This is a genomic window from Mycolicibacterium chengduense, assembly GCF_033741155.1.
Classification (GTDB): Bacteria; Actinomycetota; Actinomycetes; order Mycobacteriales; family Mycobacteriaceae; genus Mycobacterium.
In genome coordinates, this window is sequence record NZ_JAWQNH010000002.1 from 103,994 (window position 1) to 122,314 (window position 18,321).

Annotated in this window: 20 protein-coding genes and 1 pseudogene; 8 read left to right on the forward strand and 13 right to left on the reverse strand. The window is 68.5% G+C overall.

From position 1 onward, the window contains the following. Positions 1-53: 53 nt before the first annotated feature. From SBI67_RS06025 to SBI67_RS06040, 4 genes are read right to left on the reverse strand one after another with little or no spacing between them, the layout of a single operon-like run. Entirely contained in the window at positions 54-797 is a 744-nt protein-coding gene (locus tag SBI67_RS06025) for a phosphoglyceromutase (RefSeq protein ID WP_318979687.1), read from the reverse strand. Between the two features lie 13 nt (positions 798-810). After that, positions 811-1,323, reverse strand: a complete 513-nt coding sequence (locus SBI67_RS06030; RefSeq protein WP_318979688.1) for a type III secretion system chaperone family protein — start codon at positions 1,321-1,323, stop codon at positions 811-813. Further along, complete coding sequence (gene mshA / locus SBI67_RS06035; protein WP_318979689.1) at positions 1,320-2,645, reverse strand: D-inositol-3-phosphate glycosyltransferase; 1,326 nt, start codon at positions 2,643-2,645, stop codon at positions 1,320-1,322. Before mshA ends, SBI67_RS06030 begins: the two co-directional genes overlap by 4 nt. A gap of 10 nt (positions 2,646-2,655) precedes the next feature. Beyond that, the gene (locus tag SBI67_RS06040) at positions 2,656-3,975 is read right to left on the reverse strand and encodes an ROK family protein (protein ID WP_318979690.1); all 1,320 of its coding nucleotides are present in this window, start codon (positions 3,973-3,975) and stop codon (positions 2,656-2,658) included. Between the two features lie 189 nt (positions 3,976-4,164). Between SBI67_RS06040 and SBI67_RS06045 the strand changes: the two genes are divergently transcribed. Then, positions 4,165-4,914 (forward strand): SDR family NAD(P)-dependent oxidoreductase, encoded by a 750-nt coding sequence (locus tag SBI67_RS06045; RefSeq protein WP_318979691.1) that lies wholly within the window; start codon positions 4,165-4,167, stop codon positions 4,912-4,914. Here SBI67_RS06045 and SBI67_RS06050 read toward each other — a convergent pair. Both SBI67_RS06050 and SBI67_RS06055 read right to left on the reverse strand, forming a co-directional pair. Continuing rightward, the gene (locus tag SBI67_RS06050) at positions 4,898-6,277 is read right to left on the reverse strand and encodes a L,D-transpeptidase (RefSeq protein ID WP_318979692.1); all 1,380 of its coding nucleotides are present in this window, start codon (positions 6,275-6,277) and stop codon (positions 4,898-4,900) included. The two genes, SBI67_RS06045 and SBI67_RS06050, sit on opposite strands and share 17 nt — an antisense overlap. A gap of 6 nt (positions 6,278-6,283) precedes the next feature. Next, positions 6,284-7,339, reverse strand: a complete 1,056-nt coding sequence (locus SBI67_RS06055) for a UDP-N-acetylmuramate dehydrogenase (RefSeq protein WP_318979693.1) — start codon at positions 7,337-7,339, stop codon at positions 6,284-6,286. Between the two features lie 25 nt (positions 7,340-7,364). On the opposite strand from SBI67_RS06055, the gene SBI67_RS06060 reads away from it, so the two are divergent. The 4 genes from SBI67_RS06060 to SBI67_RS06075 all read left to right on the forward strand — a co-directional run bounded on the left by SBI67_RS06060 (position 7,365) and on the right by SBI67_RS06075 (position 10,411). Continuing rightward, positions 7,365-7,895 (forward strand): DUF2505 domain-containing protein, encoded by a 531-nt coding sequence (locus SBI67_RS06060; protein WP_318979694.1) that lies wholly within the window; start codon positions 7,365-7,367, stop codon positions 7,893-7,895. A 119-nt stretch (positions 7,896-8,014) separates the two neighbouring features. Continuing rightward, the gene (locus SBI67_RS06065; RefSeq protein ID WP_318980455.1) at positions 8,015-8,743 is read left to right on the forward strand and encodes a class I SAM-dependent methyltransferase; all 729 of its coding nucleotides are present in this window, start codon (positions 8,015-8,017) and stop codon (positions 8,741-8,743) included. A gap of 10 nt (positions 8,744-8,753) precedes the next feature. Then, entirely contained in the window at positions 8,754-9,560 is an 807-nt protein-coding gene (locus SBI67_RS06070; RefSeq protein ID WP_318979695.1) for a carbon-nitrogen hydrolase family protein, read from the forward strand. Further along, entirely contained in the window at positions 9,557-10,411 is an 855-nt protein-coding gene (locus SBI67_RS06075; RefSeq protein ID WP_318979696.1) for an LmeA family phospholipid-binding protein, read from the forward strand. Before SBI67_RS06070 ends, SBI67_RS06075 begins: the two co-directional genes overlap by 4 nt. On the opposite strand, the gene SBI67_RS06080 is transcribed toward SBI67_RS06075, so the two are convergent. The 5 genes from SBI67_RS06080 to SBI67_RS06100 all read right to left on the reverse strand — a co-directional run bounded on the left by SBI67_RS06080 (position 10,408) and on the right by SBI67_RS06100 (position 13,644). Then, positions 10,408-10,803, reverse strand: coding sequence for a DUF2599 domain-containing protein (locus SBI67_RS06080; protein ID WP_413232410.1), 396 nt, complete (start codon positions 10,801-10,803; stop codon positions 10,408-10,410). The two genes, SBI67_RS06075 and SBI67_RS06080, sit on opposite strands and share 4 nt — an antisense overlap. Before the next feature lie 13 nt (positions 10,804-10,816). Beyond that, positions 10,817-11,101, reverse strand: coding sequence for a DUF2516 family protein (locus tag SBI67_RS06085; protein WP_318979697.1), 285 nt, complete (start codon positions 11,099-11,101; stop codon positions 10,817-10,819). A gap of 38 nt (positions 11,102-11,139) precedes the next feature. Further along, the gene (locus SBI67_RS06090; RefSeq protein WP_318979698.1) at positions 11,140-11,769 is read right to left on the reverse strand and encodes a heparin-binding hemagglutinin; all 630 of its coding nucleotides are present in this window, start codon (positions 11,767-11,769) and stop codon (positions 11,140-11,142) included. An 11-nt stretch (positions 11,770-11,780) separates the two neighbouring features. After that, a complete protein-coding gene (locus SBI67_RS06095; protein WP_318979699.1) occupies positions 11,781-12,272 on the reverse strand; it encodes a helix-turn-helix domain-containing protein in 492 nt (163 codons plus the stop codon). Positions 12,273-12,357: 85 nt separating this feature from the next. Further along, entirely contained in the window at positions 12,358-13,644 is a 1,287-nt protein-coding gene (locus SBI67_RS06100; RefSeq protein WP_318980457.1) for a DUF445 domain-containing protein, read from the reverse strand. A 161-nt stretch (positions 13,645-13,805) separates the two neighbouring features. On the opposite strand from SBI67_RS06100, the gene SBI67_RS06105 reads away from it, so the two are divergent. The 3 genes and pseudogenes from SBI67_RS06105 (at position 13,806) to SBI67_RS06115 (ending at position 16,365) form a co-directional block, all read left to right on the forward strand. Further along, on the forward strand, positions 13,806-14,474 hold the full coding sequence (locus tag SBI67_RS06105) for a TetR/AcrR family transcriptional regulator (protein WP_413232411.1): 669 nt from the start codon (positions 13,806-13,808) through the stop codon (positions 14,472-14,474). A gap of 16 nt (positions 14,475-14,490) precedes the next feature. Next, positions 14,491-15,360, forward strand: a complete 870-nt coding sequence (locus tag SBI67_RS06110; protein WP_318979701.1) for a polyphosphate kinase 2 family protein — start codon at positions 14,491-14,493, stop codon at positions 15,358-15,360. A gap of 112 nt (positions 15,361-15,472) precedes the next feature. Next, positions 15,473-16,365: pseudogene (locus SBI67_RS06115) on the forward strand (endonuclease domain-containing protein). Between the two features lie 19 nt (positions 16,366-16,384). On the opposite strand, the gene SBI67_RS06120 reads toward SBI67_RS06115, so the two are convergent. Together SBI67_RS06120 and SBI67_RS06125 are read right to left on the reverse strand one after the other, a co-directional pair. Beyond that, complete coding sequence (locus tag SBI67_RS06120; protein WP_318979702.1) at positions 16,385-17,257, reverse strand: cyclopropane mycolic acid synthase family methyltransferase; 873 nt, start codon at positions 17,255-17,257, stop codon at positions 16,385-16,387. A 116-nt stretch (positions 17,258-17,373) separates the two neighbouring features. Further along, entirely contained in the window at positions 17,374-18,228 is an 855-nt protein-coding gene (locus SBI67_RS06125; protein ID WP_413232412.1) for a 3-hydroxybutyryl-CoA dehydrogenase, read from the reverse strand. Between the last annotated feature and the right edge of the window lie 93 nt (positions 18,229-18,321).

The window sequence follows — 18,321 nt, forward strand, 5'->3', positions numbered from 1 at the left end:
CAAACACAGGAGTTCGGCCCGCGTTCACCTGAGTTAACCCCCTGTTTGCCGGGCTATTTCTTGGCGCCCTGCGCGGCCACCGCCGCCGCGCCCGCCGCGGCGGCCTCCGGGTCCAGGTACTGACCACCCGGGACCGTGGGCTTGAGATCCGCGTCCAGGTCGTAGCGCAGCGGGATGCCGGTGGGGATGTTCAGGCCGACGACCTCGTCGTCGGACATCCCGTCCAGGTACTTGACCAGCGCGCGCAGTGAGTTGCCGTGCGCGGCGATCAGCACGGTCTTGCCCGCCTTGAGGTCGGGCACGATGGCCTGCTCGAAATAGGGCACGAACCGGGCGACCACGTCGGCCAGGCACTCGGTCAGCGGGCCGCCGCCGATGTCGGCGTACCGCGGGTCGGCGTCCTGGCTGAACTCGCTGCCCTTCTCAATGGGCGGCGGCGGGGTGTCATAGCTGCGCCGCCAGGCCATGAACTGCTCCTCGCCGTACTTGGCCAGGGTCTCGGCCTTGTCCAGGCCCTGCAGCGCGCCGTAGTGCCGCTCGTTGAGCCGCCAGTCGCGGTGCACCGGAATCCAGTGCCGGTCGGCGGCGTCCAGCGCCAGGTTCGCGGTGGTGATGGCGCGCCGCAGCAGCGACGTGTACAGCACGTCGGGCAGCACACCCTGTTCACGCAACAACGTGCCGCCGCGCACCGCTTCGGCCCGGCCCTTGTCGGTGAGGTCGACATCGACCCATCCGGTGAACAGGTTCTTCTGGTTCCAGTCGCTCTCGCCGTGGCGCAGCAGGATCAGGGTCGGCATGACGGGCATTCTGTCATGAGTCGGCCTGGTCGATCAGATGCGCGAAGGCCTGCAGGTTCTTCAGCGATTCCCCGCGAGCGACCCGCCATTGGTACTCCTTCTCGATGGAGGACCGGAAACCCAACTCCAGCAGCGTGTTGAAGTCCGAGTCGACCGCTTCGAGTACCTGACCGAGCACCCTGTCGATCTCGTCGGCGGTGACGGTCTCCAATGCCATCCGGCCCACCAGGTAGATGTCGCCGAGGTTGTCCAGGGTGTAGGCGACGCCGTAGAGCCTGCGGTTGCGCTTGAGCAGGAACCGGTAGACGCCCTCGAAGTTCTCGTCCGGCTTGCGGCACACGAACGCCTCCACCCGCACGGAATGCTCGCCGATGCTCAGGATGGTGTTGGTCTTCAGGCGCCGTTCCCCCGGCAGCGCCACCACCAGCCCGGGCAGCCCACCATGGGCACCCGGGTGGTGGGCGTACTCCAGCTCGTGCTCCTGCAGCGTCGCCTCGATGAGATCGTGCACCGGCGTCGTCGTCACAACCGCACCCCCCGACGCATGCTGAACCGCCGTCCGGCGCGGCGCGCCGCGGCATCCCGGCGCGGATGCCGCGCCCGGTAGTCGGCAATGGCCCGACCGTAGCTGCCCAGCAGGGCATCGACGGTGTGCGCCCAGGAAAAGCCGGCGGCGTGCGCGACGGCCGCCGCGCTCAGCCGTTCGGGCCCGCTCGCCAGCAGCGCGCTGATAGCCGCGGCCCAGTCGCCGGGGTCGTGACCGTCGACCAGGGCCCCGGTCACGCCGTCGCGCACCGCGACCGGCAGGCCGCCCACCGCGGCGGCCACCACCGGGGTGCCGCAGGCCTGCGCCTCGACCGCGACCAGCCCGAACGACTCCGAGTAGCTCGGCACCGCAACCAGGTCGGCGGCGCGGTAGACCTCGACCAGTTGGCTGCGCGACTGCGGCGGCAGAAAGGTGACCCGGTCGGCGATGCCGAGCTGGTCGGCCAGCCGGATCAGGCCGTCGGGGGCGGACAGCCCGGACCCGGACGGTCCGCCGGCCACCACGACCCGCACGCGCGGTACCGCAGCCACCGCGCGCAGCAGCACGTCGGGTGCCTTCAGCGGCTGGATGCGGCCCACGAAGGCCACGATCGATTCGGCCGGATCCAGCCCGAGCGCGGCCCGCGCGGCGCCCTTGCCGCCGGGCGTGAAGACCTCCAGGTCGACTCCGGGGTGCACCACGTCGATCTGGGCGCGGTTGGCGTGGTGCAGCGAAACCAGTTGTTGCGCTTCGAGTTCGGTGTTCACGATCAGACGGTCGGCCTCGTCCACCACCTGCTGCTCGCCGATCGCGCGCAACGCGGGCTCCGGGGTGTCCCCGGCGGCCAACGACGCGTTCTTCACCGCCGCAAGCGTGTGCGCGGTGTGCACCAACGGCACCGCCCATCGGTCGCGGGCCAGCCAGCCGACCTGACCGGACAACCAGTAGTGCGAATGCACGATGTCGTAGTAGCCGGGTTCGTGGTTGGCCTCGGCGCGCAGCACGCCCGCGGTGAACGCGCACAACTGCGTCGGCAGGTCGTTTTTGTCCAGCCCCTCGAACGGACCGGCCACCACATTGCGCACCAGCACGCCGGGAGCGACCCGCACCACCGGTTCGTCGGCCGAGGATGTCGCCCTGGTGAAGATCTCCACCTCAACGCCGCGCCGAGCCAGTTCCAGCGCGGTCTGCAGCACGTAGACGTTCATCCCGCCGGCGTCACCGGTACCCGGTTGGGCCAACGGCGAGGTGTGCACCGACAGCACTGCCACCCGCTTGGCCACCGGAGGGGCGACGGCGCTCAGATCCGTTGGAAGACGCACACCGACATGTCTACACCCCGGGCGTCACGAGCTCACCGCGGCGCAGCTGCGCGCGGCGCATGGCGGCGATCGGGTCGGCGTAGAGGCCGCCCAGAGACACCACACCGGCGCCCGCCTCCTGCACGCGGTTGCCGAACGCGGTCACCCGGATATCCCGGGCCGGCAGCACCGAGCGCGCGACGAACGCCCGCTCCAGCACCTCCATGCCCTCCGGGTACTCGGTGAAGGCCTGTCCACCGACCACCAGGTCGTCGGGGTTGAGCATGTCGCGCAGCAGGGCCACCGCCTCGCCGAGCACCCTGGCTCGCTCGTTGAGCAGCGCGACGGCGCCCTCGTGTCCGGCGCGGGCCGCCCGCAGCACCGCGGTCAGCGTCGACGCCGGCCCCTCGGCCGGGATGATGCGCTGGGCCCGGGCCGCGGTGAGCACCGCCTCGTCACTAACGGTGGACTCCAATTGTCCACTGCCACCGAGCAATTCGGAGTTCACCGGAAGTGCGGCAATGGTGCCGGGGCCGCTGGCCGGCGAATGCACCCGGCCGCCGATGGACAATGCGTAACCGACCGTCTCGCGGGCGTAGACGTACAAGCTGGTGCCGCTCTGGCTACCCGGTCGGCGCACCCCGAGCAACAACTCGGCACCGGCCATCGCGTCGACGTGCGAGGCCACCGACACCGGCAGGCCCAGCGTCTCGGCCAGCACCGGGCCGACCGGCGCCTCCGACCAGCCCAACCGCGGGTGGTCCAGGTAGCCGGAGACGCTGTCGAGGACACCACCGGCGGCCACCCCGACCCACAGCGGGCGCCTGCGGTGCCAGCGGCTCAGGTAACGCCGGGCGCTACCGGCCAACGAGGCCAGCGCGGCATTCTGCGCGCCACGCGGGGTGGGGGTCTCGACGACGTCGAGGGTGCGGCCGAACAGGTCGGTCGCCACGATGCTGGTGGTGCGGGCGCCGATGTGCAGGCCGAGGGTGAGGAAGGGTTCGTGGTTGACCTCCACCGGAACACGCGGCCGCCCGATGGCACCGGAGACCGCGAGGTCGGCGCGCTCACGCAGCACGCCCGCCTCCAGCAGGGCGGTGACCTGCCGATTCACCGTAGCGATGCTCAGGCCGGTGATCCTGGCGATGGCGTCGCGGGCGATCGGTCCGCGCTGGCGGGCGGCGCCGAACACGGCCGCGGCGGCCGCGTCGGCGACCTTCAGCGACGGGGCGACGATGTGGTGGCGGGCCAACAACGCGCGCTTGGCGTGAGCCTGGGCCTTGGAATGGGCCACGCTCGGGGCGGCAGCGGCGGTGGAGGCGGAAGTGGCGGTGAGGGTGGCGGTGCGCATAGCGGGGGTCCTTGTCTGAAGTTCGGGGTGGGGGCTTCTGCCACACCGTCGACTTCAGCGAGGACGAAAGAGTTCGCTAGAACAGTCGGGCGCGGCGGGATGCGCAACAACAACACGCACGCCGCACGAACATCACCGGACTGGTCTGCAACACACGGTGAACTTAGCACGGCAACTAAAGTTCGGGATATGAGTTCCTCTTCAGTCCCCCCTCGCGTCGCCGTGGTCACCGGCGCCAGCTCCGGCATCGGTGCGGCGACCGCGAAAACCCTTGCCGGCCTTGGCTTTCACGTGGCTTGCGTGGCTCGCCGCGCCGACCGCATCGAGGCGCTCGCCGACGAGATCGGCGGGTCGGCAATTGTGGCGGACGTCACTTCCGACGCGGACGTCGCCCGGCTCGCCGAGACACTGGACGGCGTCTCGGTGCTGGTGAACAACGCCGGCGGAGCCAAGGGCCTGGCGCCCGTCGCCGATGCCGACCTCGACGATTGGCGGTGGATGTGGGAGACCAACGTGCTGGGTACGCTGCGGGTGACCCGGGCGCTGCTGCCCAAACTCGTGGACTCCGGTGACGGGCTGATCGTCACGGTCACCTCCATCGCAGCGTCCGAAACCTACGACGGCGGGGCGGGCTACACCTCGGCCAAACACGCCCAGGGCGCACTGCACCGCACGCTGCGCGGCGAACTACTCGGAAAACCGGTGCGGCTCACCGAGATTGCGCCCGGCGCGGTCGAGACCGAGTTCTCCTTGGTGCGGTTCAAGGGTGACCAGGGCCGCGCCGACAAGGTGTACGAGGGCATCACCCCGTTGGTGGCCGAGGATGTCGCCGAGGTGATCGGCTTCGTCGCATCGCGCCCCGCGCACGTCAACCTGGACCAGATCGTGATCCGCCCGCGCGATCAGGCCCCCCACGGGCGGTTCAACCGCCGGGGGTAGCGGCCGGACTCGTCGTGGCAGTAGTCGTCGGGGTCGTGGTGGTCGTCGGGGTCGTGGTGGTCGTCGGGGTCGTGGTGGTCGGCGTGCCGGACAGGGTGGGCGCGTCGGTCGGTGTGGCCGGCGCGGATACCGGGATGTCCTTGGGCTTCTGGGAGCTCAGCGCCGACATGGCCTTCCACTCGTCCCAGGGCACCGCCCAGTCCCAGATGTCACCGTCGGCGTAGGACAGCTCGATGCGGGTGCCGGTGACCTCCACCGGATCGCCGTACATCGCGCTGTTGAAGTACTGCTGCGAGTTCTCCAGGTTCAGGTTGATGCAGCCGTTGGTGACGTTGGTGTTGCCCTGCGCGCCGACGCTGTTCGGGTTGCAGTGGATGAACTCGCCGTTGTTGGAGATCCGCACCGCGAAACGCTCGCGGACATTAGCGTACCCGGCAGCCGGATTGGTCATGTAGAAGTCCTCGTACTTCTCGGTGACCACGTGGATGCCGCTGCGGGTGACGTTGCGATCCAGGTCGCCCTCGCCGTAACTACACGGGAAATCCATGATGACGCCCTCGTCGGTGATCACCTGGATGCGGTGGCTGGACGCCTCGGCCTTGACCACCTGACGCCGGCCGATGCTGATGTCGAGGGTGGAATCGGTTGCGCCGTAAGCATCTTCACCGAAGGGCACGCCGTAGAGGGCAGCCCGCACATTCACCTTGGTGCCGGCCGGGTAGTACTCCTTGGTCCGGTAGTGCACCCGGGACCCGCCCACCTCGTCAGGCAGCCAGGCCCAGCTGCCCTCCACCGGCGGCGTGGTGGTCACCTTCAGCGCCTTCTCGATATCGGCCCGGTACTTGTCGTCGATGGCCGCGTCGAACTGCAGGATGATCGGCGCCGCGACACCCACCACCTGGCCGTCGGCCAACTGGAATTGGCCGTTCACGGTGGTCGTCGGGTTGACGGTGGTGAAGCTGCCTTCGACCGGCACGGCCTTGCCGTCACGACCGACCACCGACCCGGCCCAGGTGTACTGCACGCCGTAACCCAGCGGTTCGGTCACCTTGAAGCCGGTGCGGTCCGGGTTGAGCGCCCCGGCCACCGTCTTGCCGGTGGCGTTGGTGAGGCTGATGTGCTGGAACCACCCGTCGCTGACCGAGACACCGATCGGCGAGGTCGGCGCGACGTCGTCGGCCTTGTCGACCGGGGTGTAGGTGATCACCGGCGTCGGCGGCGGGGCCGCGGACTCGGCGTGGGGGCTGATCGATTTGCCCGCACACGCGGCCAGCAGACCGGCACTGCCGGCGGCGAGCACGGTGAGGGCACGCCGCCGATTCACTAGCGGGGACGTCTCACCTGCAGGGCTCACGTGGATCAAGGGTACCTAGACCCGGCAGCCAAGCAGAATCGGCTCGGGTGTGAGTTCGATCCCGAAATGGTTGCGCACCCCGTCGCGCACCGTCCGGGCCAGCGCGATCAGGTCCTCGGAGGTGGCGCCGCCCCGGTTGGTGAGCGCCAGCGCATGCTTGCTGGACAACGTCGCCACCGCGTCGGGACCGGGGAATCCCTTGCCGAATCCGGCCTGTTCGACCAGCCAGCCGGCGGCCAACTTGACCCCGTCTGCAGCCGGGTAGTTGGGCACCCGGCCCGGGTGCGCGGCCTGGATGCGCTCGAAGACCGCCGGCTCGACCACCGGATTGGTGAAGAACGACCCGGCGCTCCAGGTGTCGTGGTCGCCGGCGTCGAGCACCATGCCCTTCGCGGCCCGCAGCGCCAGCACGGCCTCCCTGACCCGAAGCGGGTCGGTCCGCTCCCCGGCCGCGACGTCCAAGGCGGTGGCGAGCTCTCCGTAGCGCAGCGGCGCGCTGCGGCCTGCGGGATCGAGCGCGAACTCGACCTCAAGCACCACTGCCCGCGACGAGTTCTTCAGGATGCTGTGCCGGTAGCCGAAGCCCAGCTCGGCCGGGGCCACCCAGCGGTCGTCGCCGGTACGGCGGTCCAGCAGCCGTATCCGGGAGATGGTGTCGGCCACCTCGGCGCCGTAGGCGCCGACGTTCTGCACCGGCGTCGCGCCCGCCGAGCCGGGGATACCGGACAGGCATTCCAACCCGCCCAGTCCGTGCGCAAGGGCGGTGACCACCACGTCGTCCCACAGCGCCCCGGCCTCCGCGCGGACGGTCGCCCCCGTCACGGTGATCTCGGTGTTGGCGACGGCGACCACGGTCAGGCCGCTCAGATCGTCGGCCAGCAGCACGTTCGAGCCGCCGGCCAGCACCAGCACGTCGTCGGCGACGGGCAGGGCGCGCAATACCCCTGCGAGTTTCTCGGTGGTGTCGCAGGTGATCAACCGGTCGGCGACGGGGCCCACCCGCAGTGTCGTCAGCGGTGCCAGCGGGACGTCGTGGGCAACCGCCGCGCCGACGAAAGACTCACTGACCACGGGGGGTAACGGTAGCGTGGACGGCATGCCACGTTCATTCGACCTGGCAGCCACCTACGAATACACCGCCGCCGACGTGCTCGCGGCGTTCTCCGAGAAGCAGTACTGGCTGGCTCGGTTAGAGAAGTCCGGCTGCGACGAGATCTCCCTCGATGTGCTGCAGACGCCCGCCGACGGCGGTATCGAGGTGGTGACCACCCAGACCGTCCGGCCCACCAAGTTGCCGGCGCTGGTGACGCAGTTCCACCGCGGCGACCTGACCCTGATCCGCGAGGAGCGCTGGACTCCGCTGCGCGGCGCCGAATCCGGGGCCGGCCACGCCACCGCGACCATCAAGGGTGAGCTGCCCGGCACCCCGGCCAGGGTCGCGGCGACCGCGACCCTCTACGACGTCACCGACGGAACCCGCGGCGCGCGCGGCGATGTGCGCGTCACCATCGAGGTGAAGATCCCGCTGGTGGGCGGGAAGCTGGAGAATTTCATCGGCGGTCACCTGGTCGAGATGCTGCGGTTGGAGCAGGTCTTCACCAGCGAGTGGATCAGGGAACACGGCTGAGTAAGCCCATCGGCTCGCCGCAGGGTAAACCGGTCGGCTCGCCACAGGGCAAACCCGTCGGCTCGCCACAGGGCAAACCCGTCGGCTCGCCGACGCGTGGCACCACGGGCTACAACCGGCTGCGCCGCAGCGACCGCTGGCTGGTGCACGCCCCCGCCGTCCGCGCGGCGCTACTCGCCGCTGCCGAGCCGCTCGTCGTCGACCTCGGCTACGGCGCCCTGCCGGTCACCACCGTGGAGCTGGCCGCCCGGTTGCGCACGGTCCGGCCCGATGTCCGGGTGGTCGGCCTGGAGATCGATCCGCAACGGGTGGCCACCGCCCGCGCGGCGGACACCGATGTCGAGTTCGCACTGGGGGGTTTCGAACTGGCCGGTCTGCGCCCGGTATTGGTACGCGCCTTCAACGTGCTGCGCCAGTACCCGGTGACCGAGGTGGATGCCGCGTGGGAACAGCTGCGCACCCGGCTGGCTCCCGGCGGGCTGATCGTCGACGGCACCTGCGACGAGCTGGGCCGACGCTGCTGCTGGGTGCTGCTCGACGCGTCGGGACCGGTCAGCCTCACCCTGGCCTGCGATCCGTTCGCCATCGAGCGGCCGTCCGATCTGGCCGAGCGACTGCCCAAGGTGCTCATCCACCACAACGTCGCGGGCCAGCCGATCCACGACCTGTTGACCGCGGCGGACCACGCCTGGGCGGCGGCGGCCGGGCATGGCGTGTTCGGCCCGCGGGTGCGCTGGCGGGCGATGCTCGACGCGCTTCGCGGGCAGGGACTACCCGTGCAGCCGTCGCGCCGTCGGCTGCGTGACGGGGTGCTCACGGTGCCCTGGCAGGCCGTCGCGCCGCATTAGTCTGGGTGCCATGCGGATTGCCCTGGCACAGATCCGGTCGGGTACCGATCCGGCCGCGAACCTGGAGCTCGTCACCCGGTACACCCGCGAAGCCGCCGCCGACGGCGCCGCCCTGGTGTTGTTCCCCGAGGCCACCATGTGCCGGTTCGGCGTGCCGCTGGCACCGGTGGCCGAACCGTTGGACGGCCGCTGGGCCGACGGGGTGCGCGCCGTCGCGCAGGAGACCGGGATCACCGTCGTCGCCGGCATGTTCTGCCCGTCGGGGGACGGACGGGTCACCAACACGCTCATCGCATCCGGCCCGGACTCCGACGCGCACTACGACAAGATCCACCTCTACGACGCGTTCGGCTTCGCCGAGTCCAAGACGGTGGCACCGGGCACCGAACCCGTCGTGATCGGCGTGAACGGTGTCAAGGTCGGACTCACGCTGTGCTACGACGTCCGGTTCCCGGAGCTGTACCTCGACCTGGCCGACCGCGGCGCGCAGCTGATCACCGTGCACGCGTCCTGGGGCACCGGCCCCGGCAAGCTGGACCAATGGACGCTGCTGGCCCGGGCCCGCGCCATCGACACCACCGCGGTGGTGGCCGCGGTGGACCAGGCCTACCCGGGCGACGAGATCGCCGCGCTGGGTCCGACCGGGGTCGGGGGCAGCCTGGTGGCGTCCGCGCTGGGCGAGATCGTGCAGGCGGCGGGCGCCGAACCGCAGCTGATGGTGACCGATATCGACCTCGACGCGGCCGCCCGCGCCAGGGAGACGATCGCGGTGCTGCGCAATCGCACGCCGTTCGCTAAGGCACAATCGACTGCGTGACCGATCCCTGGGCCCAACCCACCGAAGCAGCACCCGCCGGGGCTGCCGTGCCCCCGCCGCCGCCTTCGGACCCTGAGCAGCCGAAGTCGCTGGGCAGCAAGATCGCGGGCCTGTTCCGCGATCCGCTGTCGATCGTGCTGGTGGTGGTCATCGTGCTGGCACTGGCGGTGGCCGGCGCGGTCGGCTCGGAGCTGGTCGCCCGGCACATCGCCGACAAGACCGTCACCCAGATCACCTCGTGTGTGGTCCAGGACAACGTCGACGTGTCGTTCGGCAAGACCCCGTTCCTGCTGCAGCACCTGGCCAAGCACTACAACAACATCACTGTCACCACCGCGGGCAACCGGATCCGCGAGGCCGACGGGATGAAGGCCCAGATCATCATCAACGATGTCCGGCTGACCGGGAACCAGAACGCGCCCGGCACCATCGGAGCCCTGGACGCCAACATCACCTGGACCGCCGACGGCATCAAGAACACCATCCAGAACCAGATTCCGCTGGTGGGCAGCTTCGTCAGCAGCGTGAGCACCCACCCCAGTGACGGCACCATCGAACTGCAGGCGGCGCTGGGCAGCATCGTCGTCAAGCCGCAGGTGCAGAACAACAATTTGACGCTGACCGTGCGGAGCCTGTCGGGCCTGGGCTTCATGCTGCCCCGCGAGACCGTGCAGCCGGCGCTGGACGCGTTCCTCGATCAGATCACCAAGAACATCCCGCTCGGCATCCACGCCGAGAGCGTGCAGGTCACCGACAACGGGGTGACCGCGAAGTTCGTCACCCGCAACGCGACGATGCCCCCGGGCCGCAGCGGTCAGGGCGGCGATCCCTGCTTCGCCGGGCTGGACTAGAACGGCTCCTCGGTGCCGCCGGGGTTGCACCCGGCGGCGAACATCGCGGCATCGCTGACCTCGGGCCGCCACGGCTCCAGATTCCAGCTGACCTTGCCGGGTTCGGCGATCTCGGCGTACTGCCAGTGGCACAGGAACTGCGCGCGCATGCCCGGCAGGTCGGCGTCGGGTGCGTCGGCCAGCACCTCGGCCCAGGCCGCATCGGCCTGCCCGAGCGTGCCGGGCCGGGCGGACTCGGCCCGGGCGGCCGGGGTGGGATAGACCCGCAAGCTGGACAGGTCGCCCCATTTCACCCATTGGGTGTGGTCGACGTAGTGGCCGTCGGCGTGGGCCACCGGTGCCGCGCACAACGCCGCCGCCGCCATGCCCAGCCCGGCGATCAGCTGACGCATCGCAGGTTGCCCGTCAGCGCGACTTACCTTGGATTTCAAGGATTTTCGGTCGCACGTCGACGAGATAAACGCCCGCTGCGCAGGCACAGATGGCGGCGCCGAACGCATCGCGCATCAGCAGGGCCAACAGCACGCCGACACCGAGGATCAACAGCCACACCGGCTTGGTCAGCTTGCCGGTGGCGGTGTAGGCGTCGGGCCGCTGCATCGCCGCATGGACGAACGAATACGCGCCGACCAGGACGACGATCCCGACCAGCACAAACAGAATGGCACCCGCCAGGTCTGCAAGCATCACACGTGCAGCCTAGGCGGGTGCCGTCCCTGGCGTCGAACTTACTTCTGGGTGACCTTCTTGGCCGGGGCCTTCTTGGCCGGGGCCGTGGTGGTCGCGGCGGCCGGAGCGGCCTTCTTGGCCGGCGCCTTCTTGGCCGGCGCCTTCTTGGCCGGGGCGGCCTTCTCCGGGGCAGCCTTCTTCGGCAGTTCGACTCCGACCAGCTTGGCGGCACGCTCACCCACGGCGCGGGTCTGCGAGGCCACGGTGCCCAGCGCATCCTGGGTCAGCTCGACGGCCTGATCGGTGACACCCTCGACGCGGGCCGCGGCACCTTCCAGCGCAGGCTGGTTACGCAGCCGCTCCAGGGCGGCCTCGCCGCGCTCGACGAGCTTGTTGTAGGTGGCCTGCGCCTCTTCGGTGTACTTCTCGGCGGCCTTGCGCAGCTCGTCGGAGGTCAGCTTGTCGCGCAGTTCCTCGAACTGGCTGGGCAGTTCTTCCTGCAGCTTGGTCAGCCGGGCACGGCCCTCTTCGACGCGCCCCTGGGCGTCGGTGCGGGCATCCTCGGCGCGCTCGCGCAGGCTGGCGACGATCTCGTTGACGGTGGCCAGGGCCAGGTCGGCGGCGCCGACGGCGGCCAGCAGCGGGGCCTTGAGGTCCTCGATGGACGGCTGGGTGGTCTTCTCGGGCATGACTTTTCCTTTCAGAGGTCTGTATTCGGTGAATGTTGTGTTGTGCTGGCTTGAGATTCAGACGTGGGCGGCACCCCTTCCGCTTCCCCCGCAGCGTCGGACCCGGCCGCCGCTTCGGCTTCGTTCTGCTGACAGAACGACGTGTAGATGTCGAGCAGCACCTGCTTCTGCCGCTCCGTGACCGCGTTATCACCGATGATCGCGTCACGGACCCGACTGCCCTCGGACGGTTCGAGCATCCCGGCCTGTACGTAGAGGACCTCGGCCGAGACCCGCAGCGCCTTGGCAATCTGGTTGAGCACGTCGGCCGACGGTTTGCGCAGTCCCCGTTCGATCTGGCTGAGGTAGGGGTTGCTGACGCCGGCCTTCTCCGCGAGTTGGCGCACCGACACCTGCGCCGCCTCGCGCTGGGCACGGATGAAGCTGCCGATGTCGGAAGCGGCGTTGCCCACCACGGCAACGATCTTGTCGTTGGCCGAAGCGGCGTCGTCGTCGTGCGACATGTCGAGCCTCGATCCGGTGAATTGCTACTGCTACAACTCACGGTACGAGCGAGTGCTAACTATTGCAAGCACTAGCTAGCAGGGCTCAGAAAAGCAGCTGCGCCACCGAATAGATCACCAGTCCGGCCAGCGCACCCACCACCGTGCCGTTGATCCGGATGAACTGCAGGTCACGGCCCACGTGCAGCTCGATCCGGCGGCTGGCCTCGTCCGCGTCCCAGCGCTCGATCGTCTCGGTGATGATCGCTGTGATCTCCGTCCCATACTGGGCCACCAGGTGCTGTGCGGCGCGCACGATCCAGTTGTCCACCTTGTCGCGCAGGCCGACATCGTCGCGCAGCGACTCCCCGATGCGGACCACCGAATCGGCGATCCGGGTGCGCAGCGCCGAGGACGGATCGTCAACCGACTCCAGCACGATGCGCTTGGCCGCGGTCCAGGCCGTCTCAGCAGCCTTGGTCACCTCGTCGCGGGCCATGATCTGCTCTTTGACCCGCTCGGCCCGCGCGATCGTGGCCTCGTCGTGCTGCAGGTCGTCGGCGAACTCGAACAGGAACTTGGTCGCCGACCGGCGCAGCTCGTGGTTCGGATCGCGGCGCACCTTGTCGGTGAAGTCCATCAGCTCGCGGTGGATGCGGTCGCCCACCAGGTGGTCCACCCAGCGGGGCGACCAGGACGGCGAATCGCGTTCGATGACCCGCTCGATCACCTCGCCCGCGTTCAGCGACCACTGGAAGGCCCGGTCGGCCAGCAACTGCAGCAGCGCCTCCTGGCGCTGCTCGGCGAGCAGGCCGGACAGCACCCGGCCCACCGGCGGTCCCCACTGCGGTTCGGCGATGCGCTTGACGATCATCCGGTCCAGCACGTGCTGCACGTCCTCGTCGCGCAGCATCTCCACGAGCACCCGCAGCACCGTCGACGCCTCGGCCGCCACCCGTTCGGCGTGGCTGTACTCGCACAGCCACTTACCCATCCGGCCGGCCACCTCGGCATCGCGCAACTTGGTCGCGACCACCTCGGGGGACATGAAGTTCTCCCGGACGAAGGTGCCCAAACCCTCGCCGAGCTGGTCCTTCTTCCGTTTGATGATCGCCGTGTGCGGGATCGGGATGCCCAGTGGGTGTTTGAACAGCGCCGTCACCGCGAACCAGTCGGCCAGGGCGCCGACCATGCCGGCCTCAGCCGCGGCGCGGACATAGCCGACCCAGCCGGTCACGCCGCGGGACTGCGCCCAGGTGCACGCGAGGAAGATCACTGTCGCACCGATCAGGAATCCCAGCGCAACGGCCTTCATCCGCCGCAACGCCCGGCGGCGTTCCCGGTCGGCATCGGACTCCGTCCCGCCAAACGACGCGACGAAACCGGCGGTCAACGAGGGCGGTCCGGGGGCTGGTCTGTGCGCCACACGTCCATCATCCGCTACCGGCCGACGGGGCGGCGCAGTCGATCGACCAGCGGCGCCTCCCCACCGTATTATCGAGATGACCTAGTGAACGGATTTTCCCGACAGTGGCACAGCAGAGCGCAGCGGCGATGGTAAAAACCGACGGCCGCAAACGACGCTGGCATCAGCACAAGGTGGACCGTCGAAACGAGCTCGTGGACGGCACGCTGGAGGCGATCCGCCAGCGCGGCAGCAGCGTCAGCATGGACGAGATCGCTGCCGAGATCGGCGTCTCCAAAACCGTGCTGTACCGCTACTTCGTGGACAAGAACGACCTCACCACCGCGGTGATGATGCGGTTCGCCCAGACGACCCTGATCCCGAACATGGCCGCGGCACTGTCCTCAAATCTGGACGGCTACGCCCTGGTGCGCGAGATCATCCGGGTCTATGTCGACACCGTGGCCGCCGAACCGGAGCCGTACCGGTTCGTGATGTCCAACAGCTCGGCCAGCCGGACCAAGGCCATCAACGACTCCGAGCAGATCATCGCCCGCATGCTCGCCGTCATGCTGCGCCGCCGGATGGCCAGTGTGGGCATGGACACCAAAGGCGTGGAGCCGTGGGCCTTCCACATCGTCGGCGGGGTGCAGCTGGCCACCCACTCGTGGATGTCCAATCCCCGGATGAGCACCGACGAACTGATCGACTACCTGACGATGCTGTCCTGGAGCGCGCTGTGCGGCATCGTCGAGGTGGGCGGCTCGCTGGAAAAGTTCAACTCGCAGCCACATCCGTCGCCTTCGTTGCCGCGATAGCTGCTTGACTGGCCACGTGACCTCACCCGACTCCGACCTGCCCGCCCTGTGGACCCACGAGCCACACACCCATCTGGAATTCACGCCGGGCGACTTGGTGGCGGCGATCGACCCGGACGCCACCCCGGGGTTCGTCGGCTCCAAGCGCGACGCGCCGGTGCTGCAGGCCGAGCGCAATATCCGGTTCGCCGAGCTACAGGAGATGCTGTACGCCAACAGCCGGGCCGGTGACACCCGCTCGCTGCTGCTGGTGTTGCAGGGGATGGACACCGCCGGTAAGGGCGGCATCGTCAAACACGTTGTGGGAGCTGGCAATCCGCAAGGCATCGACTATGCCAGCTTCGGCAAGCCGACCGAGGAGGAGCTGGCACACCACTATCTGTGGCGGATCCGCAAGGCCCTGCCCGCGCCCGGGCACATCGGGGTGTTCGACCGCTCGCACTACGAGGACGTGCTGATCGTGCGGGTGCACGATCTGGTGCCGCCGGAGGTCTGGGGCACCCGCTACGACGAGATCAACGCCTTCGAGAAGGAGTTGGTCGATGCCGGCACCAAGATCGTCAAGGTGGCCATGTTCGTCTCCCTCGACGAGCAGAAGAAGCGCCTGGCCGAGCGCCTGGACCGGCCGGACAAGTACTGGAAGTACAACCCGGCCGATATCGACGAGCGGCTCCTGTGGCCCAGGTACCAGGAGGCTTACCAGGTGATGCTGGACCGCACGTCGACCGACTACGCGCCATGGCATGTGATCCCGTGCAACCGCAAGTGGTACAGCCGGCTGGCCATCCTGGAGTTGCTCATCGAGGCGCTCAAGGGGTTCAACCTCGCGTGGCCGCCGCCGGACTTCGACGTCAAGGCCGAGAAGAAACGACTGGCCAAGGCCTGACCCGACTCCGCCGAGACTACGGTTTCTGGCGCGCCGGCGGCGTTTTCGCCGCAACAACCGTAGTGCCGGCGCGGGTGGAACCGGGCGCGGTCGCCCTGCGTCGATAACCGGTATGGGGCCGATCTTTTTGGGCACGGAGGCATTGGGATCCAGCGCGGTCACCCGGCACGGTTTGCAGACGAAGTTCCGCAAGATCCACCGCAACGTCTATGCCCCAGCCGATATCGAGCTGGACGCTCGGTCGCGGGCGATCGCGGCCTGGTTGTGGTCGGGTCGGCGCGCGACGCTGGTGGGCCTCTCCGCCGCGGCGATGCTGGGTAGTCGATGGCTGCCCGCCGATGCCCCGGCCGAACTGGCTCGTCTGCGCTCCCCCAGCCCGCAGGGCATCGTGGTGCACTCCGGCGAGATCGCCGACGACGAGCTCACAGGGTGGGCGCGATCCGGTGCACGACGGCCGCGCGCACCTGTTACGACCTCGGGCGACGCCTACCCGAGGACACCGGCGTCATCCGCATCGATGCACTGCTCAACCACACCGCCGTGGGCGTGGCCGCCGTGGCCGCCATCGCCGACCGCTATCCAGGTGCTCGGGGGATCCGCCGCCTGCGTAGGGTTCTCGACCTCGTCGACCCGGGAGCGGAATCACCACAGGAGACCCGCGTCCGGATGCTCCTGGTGCGCGCGGGGCTACCGCGGCCGGTCACTCAGATGCCGGTATGCAACGAGTGGGGCCGGGTGGTGCGCCGGATCGACATGGGTTGGCCGGAACGGATGGTGGGTGTCGAGTACGACGGAGAGCAGCATTGGAGCGATCCGGTCAGCCACAGCTCGGACATCGACCGGTTGGAATTCCTGGCAGCCAGGGGCTGGACCATCGTGCGCGTCAGCGCACGGCACCTGCGCCAGGAGCCGGATACCGTCGTCGCGCGCGTCCAGCACGCACTAAAAAGCGCCGAGACTACGGAAAATGGCGAGAATCGAGGCGAATCTCGCCAGAAACCGTAGTCTCGGCGCCGGTTAGACCCTACTTGGCCAGGGTGAACTGGCCGATGTTGGTGATGCCGCGGCGGAAGAAGTCGGCGCAGCCGGTGAGGTACTTCATGAACCGGTCGTAGACCTCTTGCCCCTGCAGGGCGATGGCCTCGTCCTTCTTGGCCTCCAGATTGGCGGCCCACATGTCCAGCGTCCGGGCGTAGTGCGGCTGCAGCAGGTGCGTGCGCTTGAGCTCGAAGCCGGTGTCGGCGGCCAGCTTCTCGATGTCCTCGACGGCGGGCAGCTGCCCGCCGGGGAAGATCTCCTCGCCGATGAACTTCATGAACTTCAGATCGCTCAACGTGATCTTGATGTTGTTCTCGCGGAAGAACTGCTGCGTGTGCGCCAGGATGGTGTGCAGCAGCATGACGCCGTCGTCGGGCAGGATGCTGTAGGCCCGCTCGAAGAACACGGGGTAGCGCTCCTGCTTGAAGGCCTCGAACGCGCCGATCGACACGATGCGGTCGACGGGCTCGTTGAACTCTTCCCAGCCCTGCAACCGGATCTCGACGTTGCGCTTGGTGTCGATCTTGGCCAGCCGCTCGCGGGCGTAGTCGGACTGCGCTTTGCTCAGCGTGATGCCGATGACGTTGACGTCGTACTTGACGAGCGCCCGCTCCAGCGCGCCGCCCCAGCCGCAGCCGATGTCCAGCAACGTCATCCCGGGCTCCAGGCCCAGCTTGCCGAGCGCCAGGTCGAACTTCGCGTTCTGCGACTCATCGAGCGTCATGTCCTCGCGCTCGTAGTAACCACAGGTGTAGCCCATGGTCGGGCCCAAGAACAGGGCGTAGAACTCGTTCGAGATGTCGTAGATCGACTGCGACTCCTCGTAGTACGGCGCAAGATCGGACTCGACGTTTGACATTCGAAAAATAACCTCGTCTGTTGATTTGGCGACCGCCGCCCGAAGACCTCAGAGGCCTACTCGAGCCGCATCCGACGATGGTACCCCATATTAGCTAGGCTAAACATTAGGGACCGTCAGTAGTCGTAGAAGCCCTTACCCGACTTCTTGCCCAGTTGGCCCGCCTCCACCATGCGTAACAGCAGCGGCGGCGGACCGTAGAGCGGTTCCTTGAACTCTTCGTACATTTTGTCGGCAATCAGCTTGAGCGTGTCCAAGCCGACCAGGTCCGACAGCCGCAACGGGCCCATGGGGTGCGACAACCCGGCGACGACGGCCTTGTCGACGTCCTCGATCGTCGCGAAGCCGGACTCCACCATCCGGATGGCGGCCAGCAGGTACGGCACCAGCAGCGCGTTCACCACGAAGCCGGATCGGTCGCCGCAGCGCACGACCTGCTTTCCCAGGATGTTGCCAGCGAATTCTTCGACACGCTCCAGCGCGCCGCTGGAGGTGACCAGCGTCGAGATGAGTTCCACCAACGGCAGCACCGGCACCGGGTTGAAGAAGTGCAGCCCGAGCACCCGCTGCGGGTTCTTCGTCGCGGCTGCGATCTTCATGATCGGAATGCTGGAGGTGTTCGATGCCAGCACGGCGTCGGGATCGGTGACGATCGCGTCGAGCTCGGCGAACACCTTCGCCTTGACCGCGTCATCCTCGACGATGGCCTCGATCACCAGCTGCCGGTCGGCGAAATCCGCCAGGTTCGTCGTGAAGGTCAACCGCCCCAGTGCGCCGTCGTGGTCGTCCTGGCTGAGCTTGCCCTTGGCCGCCGCGCGGTCCAGCGACGCGGTGATGCGTGCCTTGCCGGCGTCCAACAGTTCGGCGGCGGGTTCGTAGACCAGAACCTGCGCACCGGCCTTGGCACACACCTCGGCGATACCGCCGCCCATCTGCCCGGCGCCGATCACGCCGACTCGTTCGATGCTCAACTGAATCTCCCTCACTGTCTGCAGCGATGAGCCCCGCCCAGAACTCCGGGCGGGGCTCATGCTGTCATGCGTTCGGTTCCCTGGCGGGACGGG

Bases quoted from the DNA above. Each gene is read 5' to 3' on its own strand.
- SBI67_RS06025 (WP_318979687.1), bottom strand. From the start codon at position 797: ATGCCGACCCTGATCCTGCTGCGCCACGGCGAGAGCGACTGGAACCAG.
- SBI67_RS06040 (WP_318979690.1), bottom strand. From the start codon at position 3,975: ATGCGCACCGCCACCCTCACCGCCACTTCCGCCTCCACCGCCGCTGCC.
- SBI67_RS06045 (WP_318979691.1), top strand. From the start codon at position 4,165: ATGAGTTCCTCTTCAGTCCCCCCTCGCGTCGCCGTGGTCACCGGCGCC.
- SBI67_RS06060 (WP_318979694.1), top strand. From the start codon at position 7,365: ATGCCACGTTCATTCGACCTGGCAGCCACCTACGAATACACCGCCGCC.
- SBI67_RS06070 (WP_318979695.1), top strand. From the start codon at position 8,754: ATGCGGATTGCCCTGGCACAGATCCGGTCGGGTACCGATCCGGCCGCG.
- SBI67_RS06080 (WP_413232410.1), bottom strand. From the start codon at position 10,803: ATGCGTCAGCTGATCGCCGGGCTGGGCATGGCGGCGGCGGCGTTGTGC.
- SBI67_RS06090 (WP_318979698.1), bottom strand. From the start codon at position 11,769: ATGCCCGAGAAGACCACCCAGCCGTCCATCGAGGACCTCAAGGCCCCG.
- SBI67_RS06095 (WP_318979699.1), bottom strand. From the start codon at position 12,272: ATGTCGCACGACGACGACGCCGCTTCGGCCAACGACAAGATCGTTGCC.
- SBI67_RS06105 (WP_413232411.1), top strand. From the start codon at position 13,806: ATGGTAAAAACCGACGGCCGCAAACGACGCTGGCATCAGCACAAGGTG.
- SBI67_RS06120 (WP_318979702.1), bottom strand. From the start codon at position 17,257: ATGTCAAACGTCGAGTCCGATCTTGCGCCGTACTACGAGGAGTCGCAG.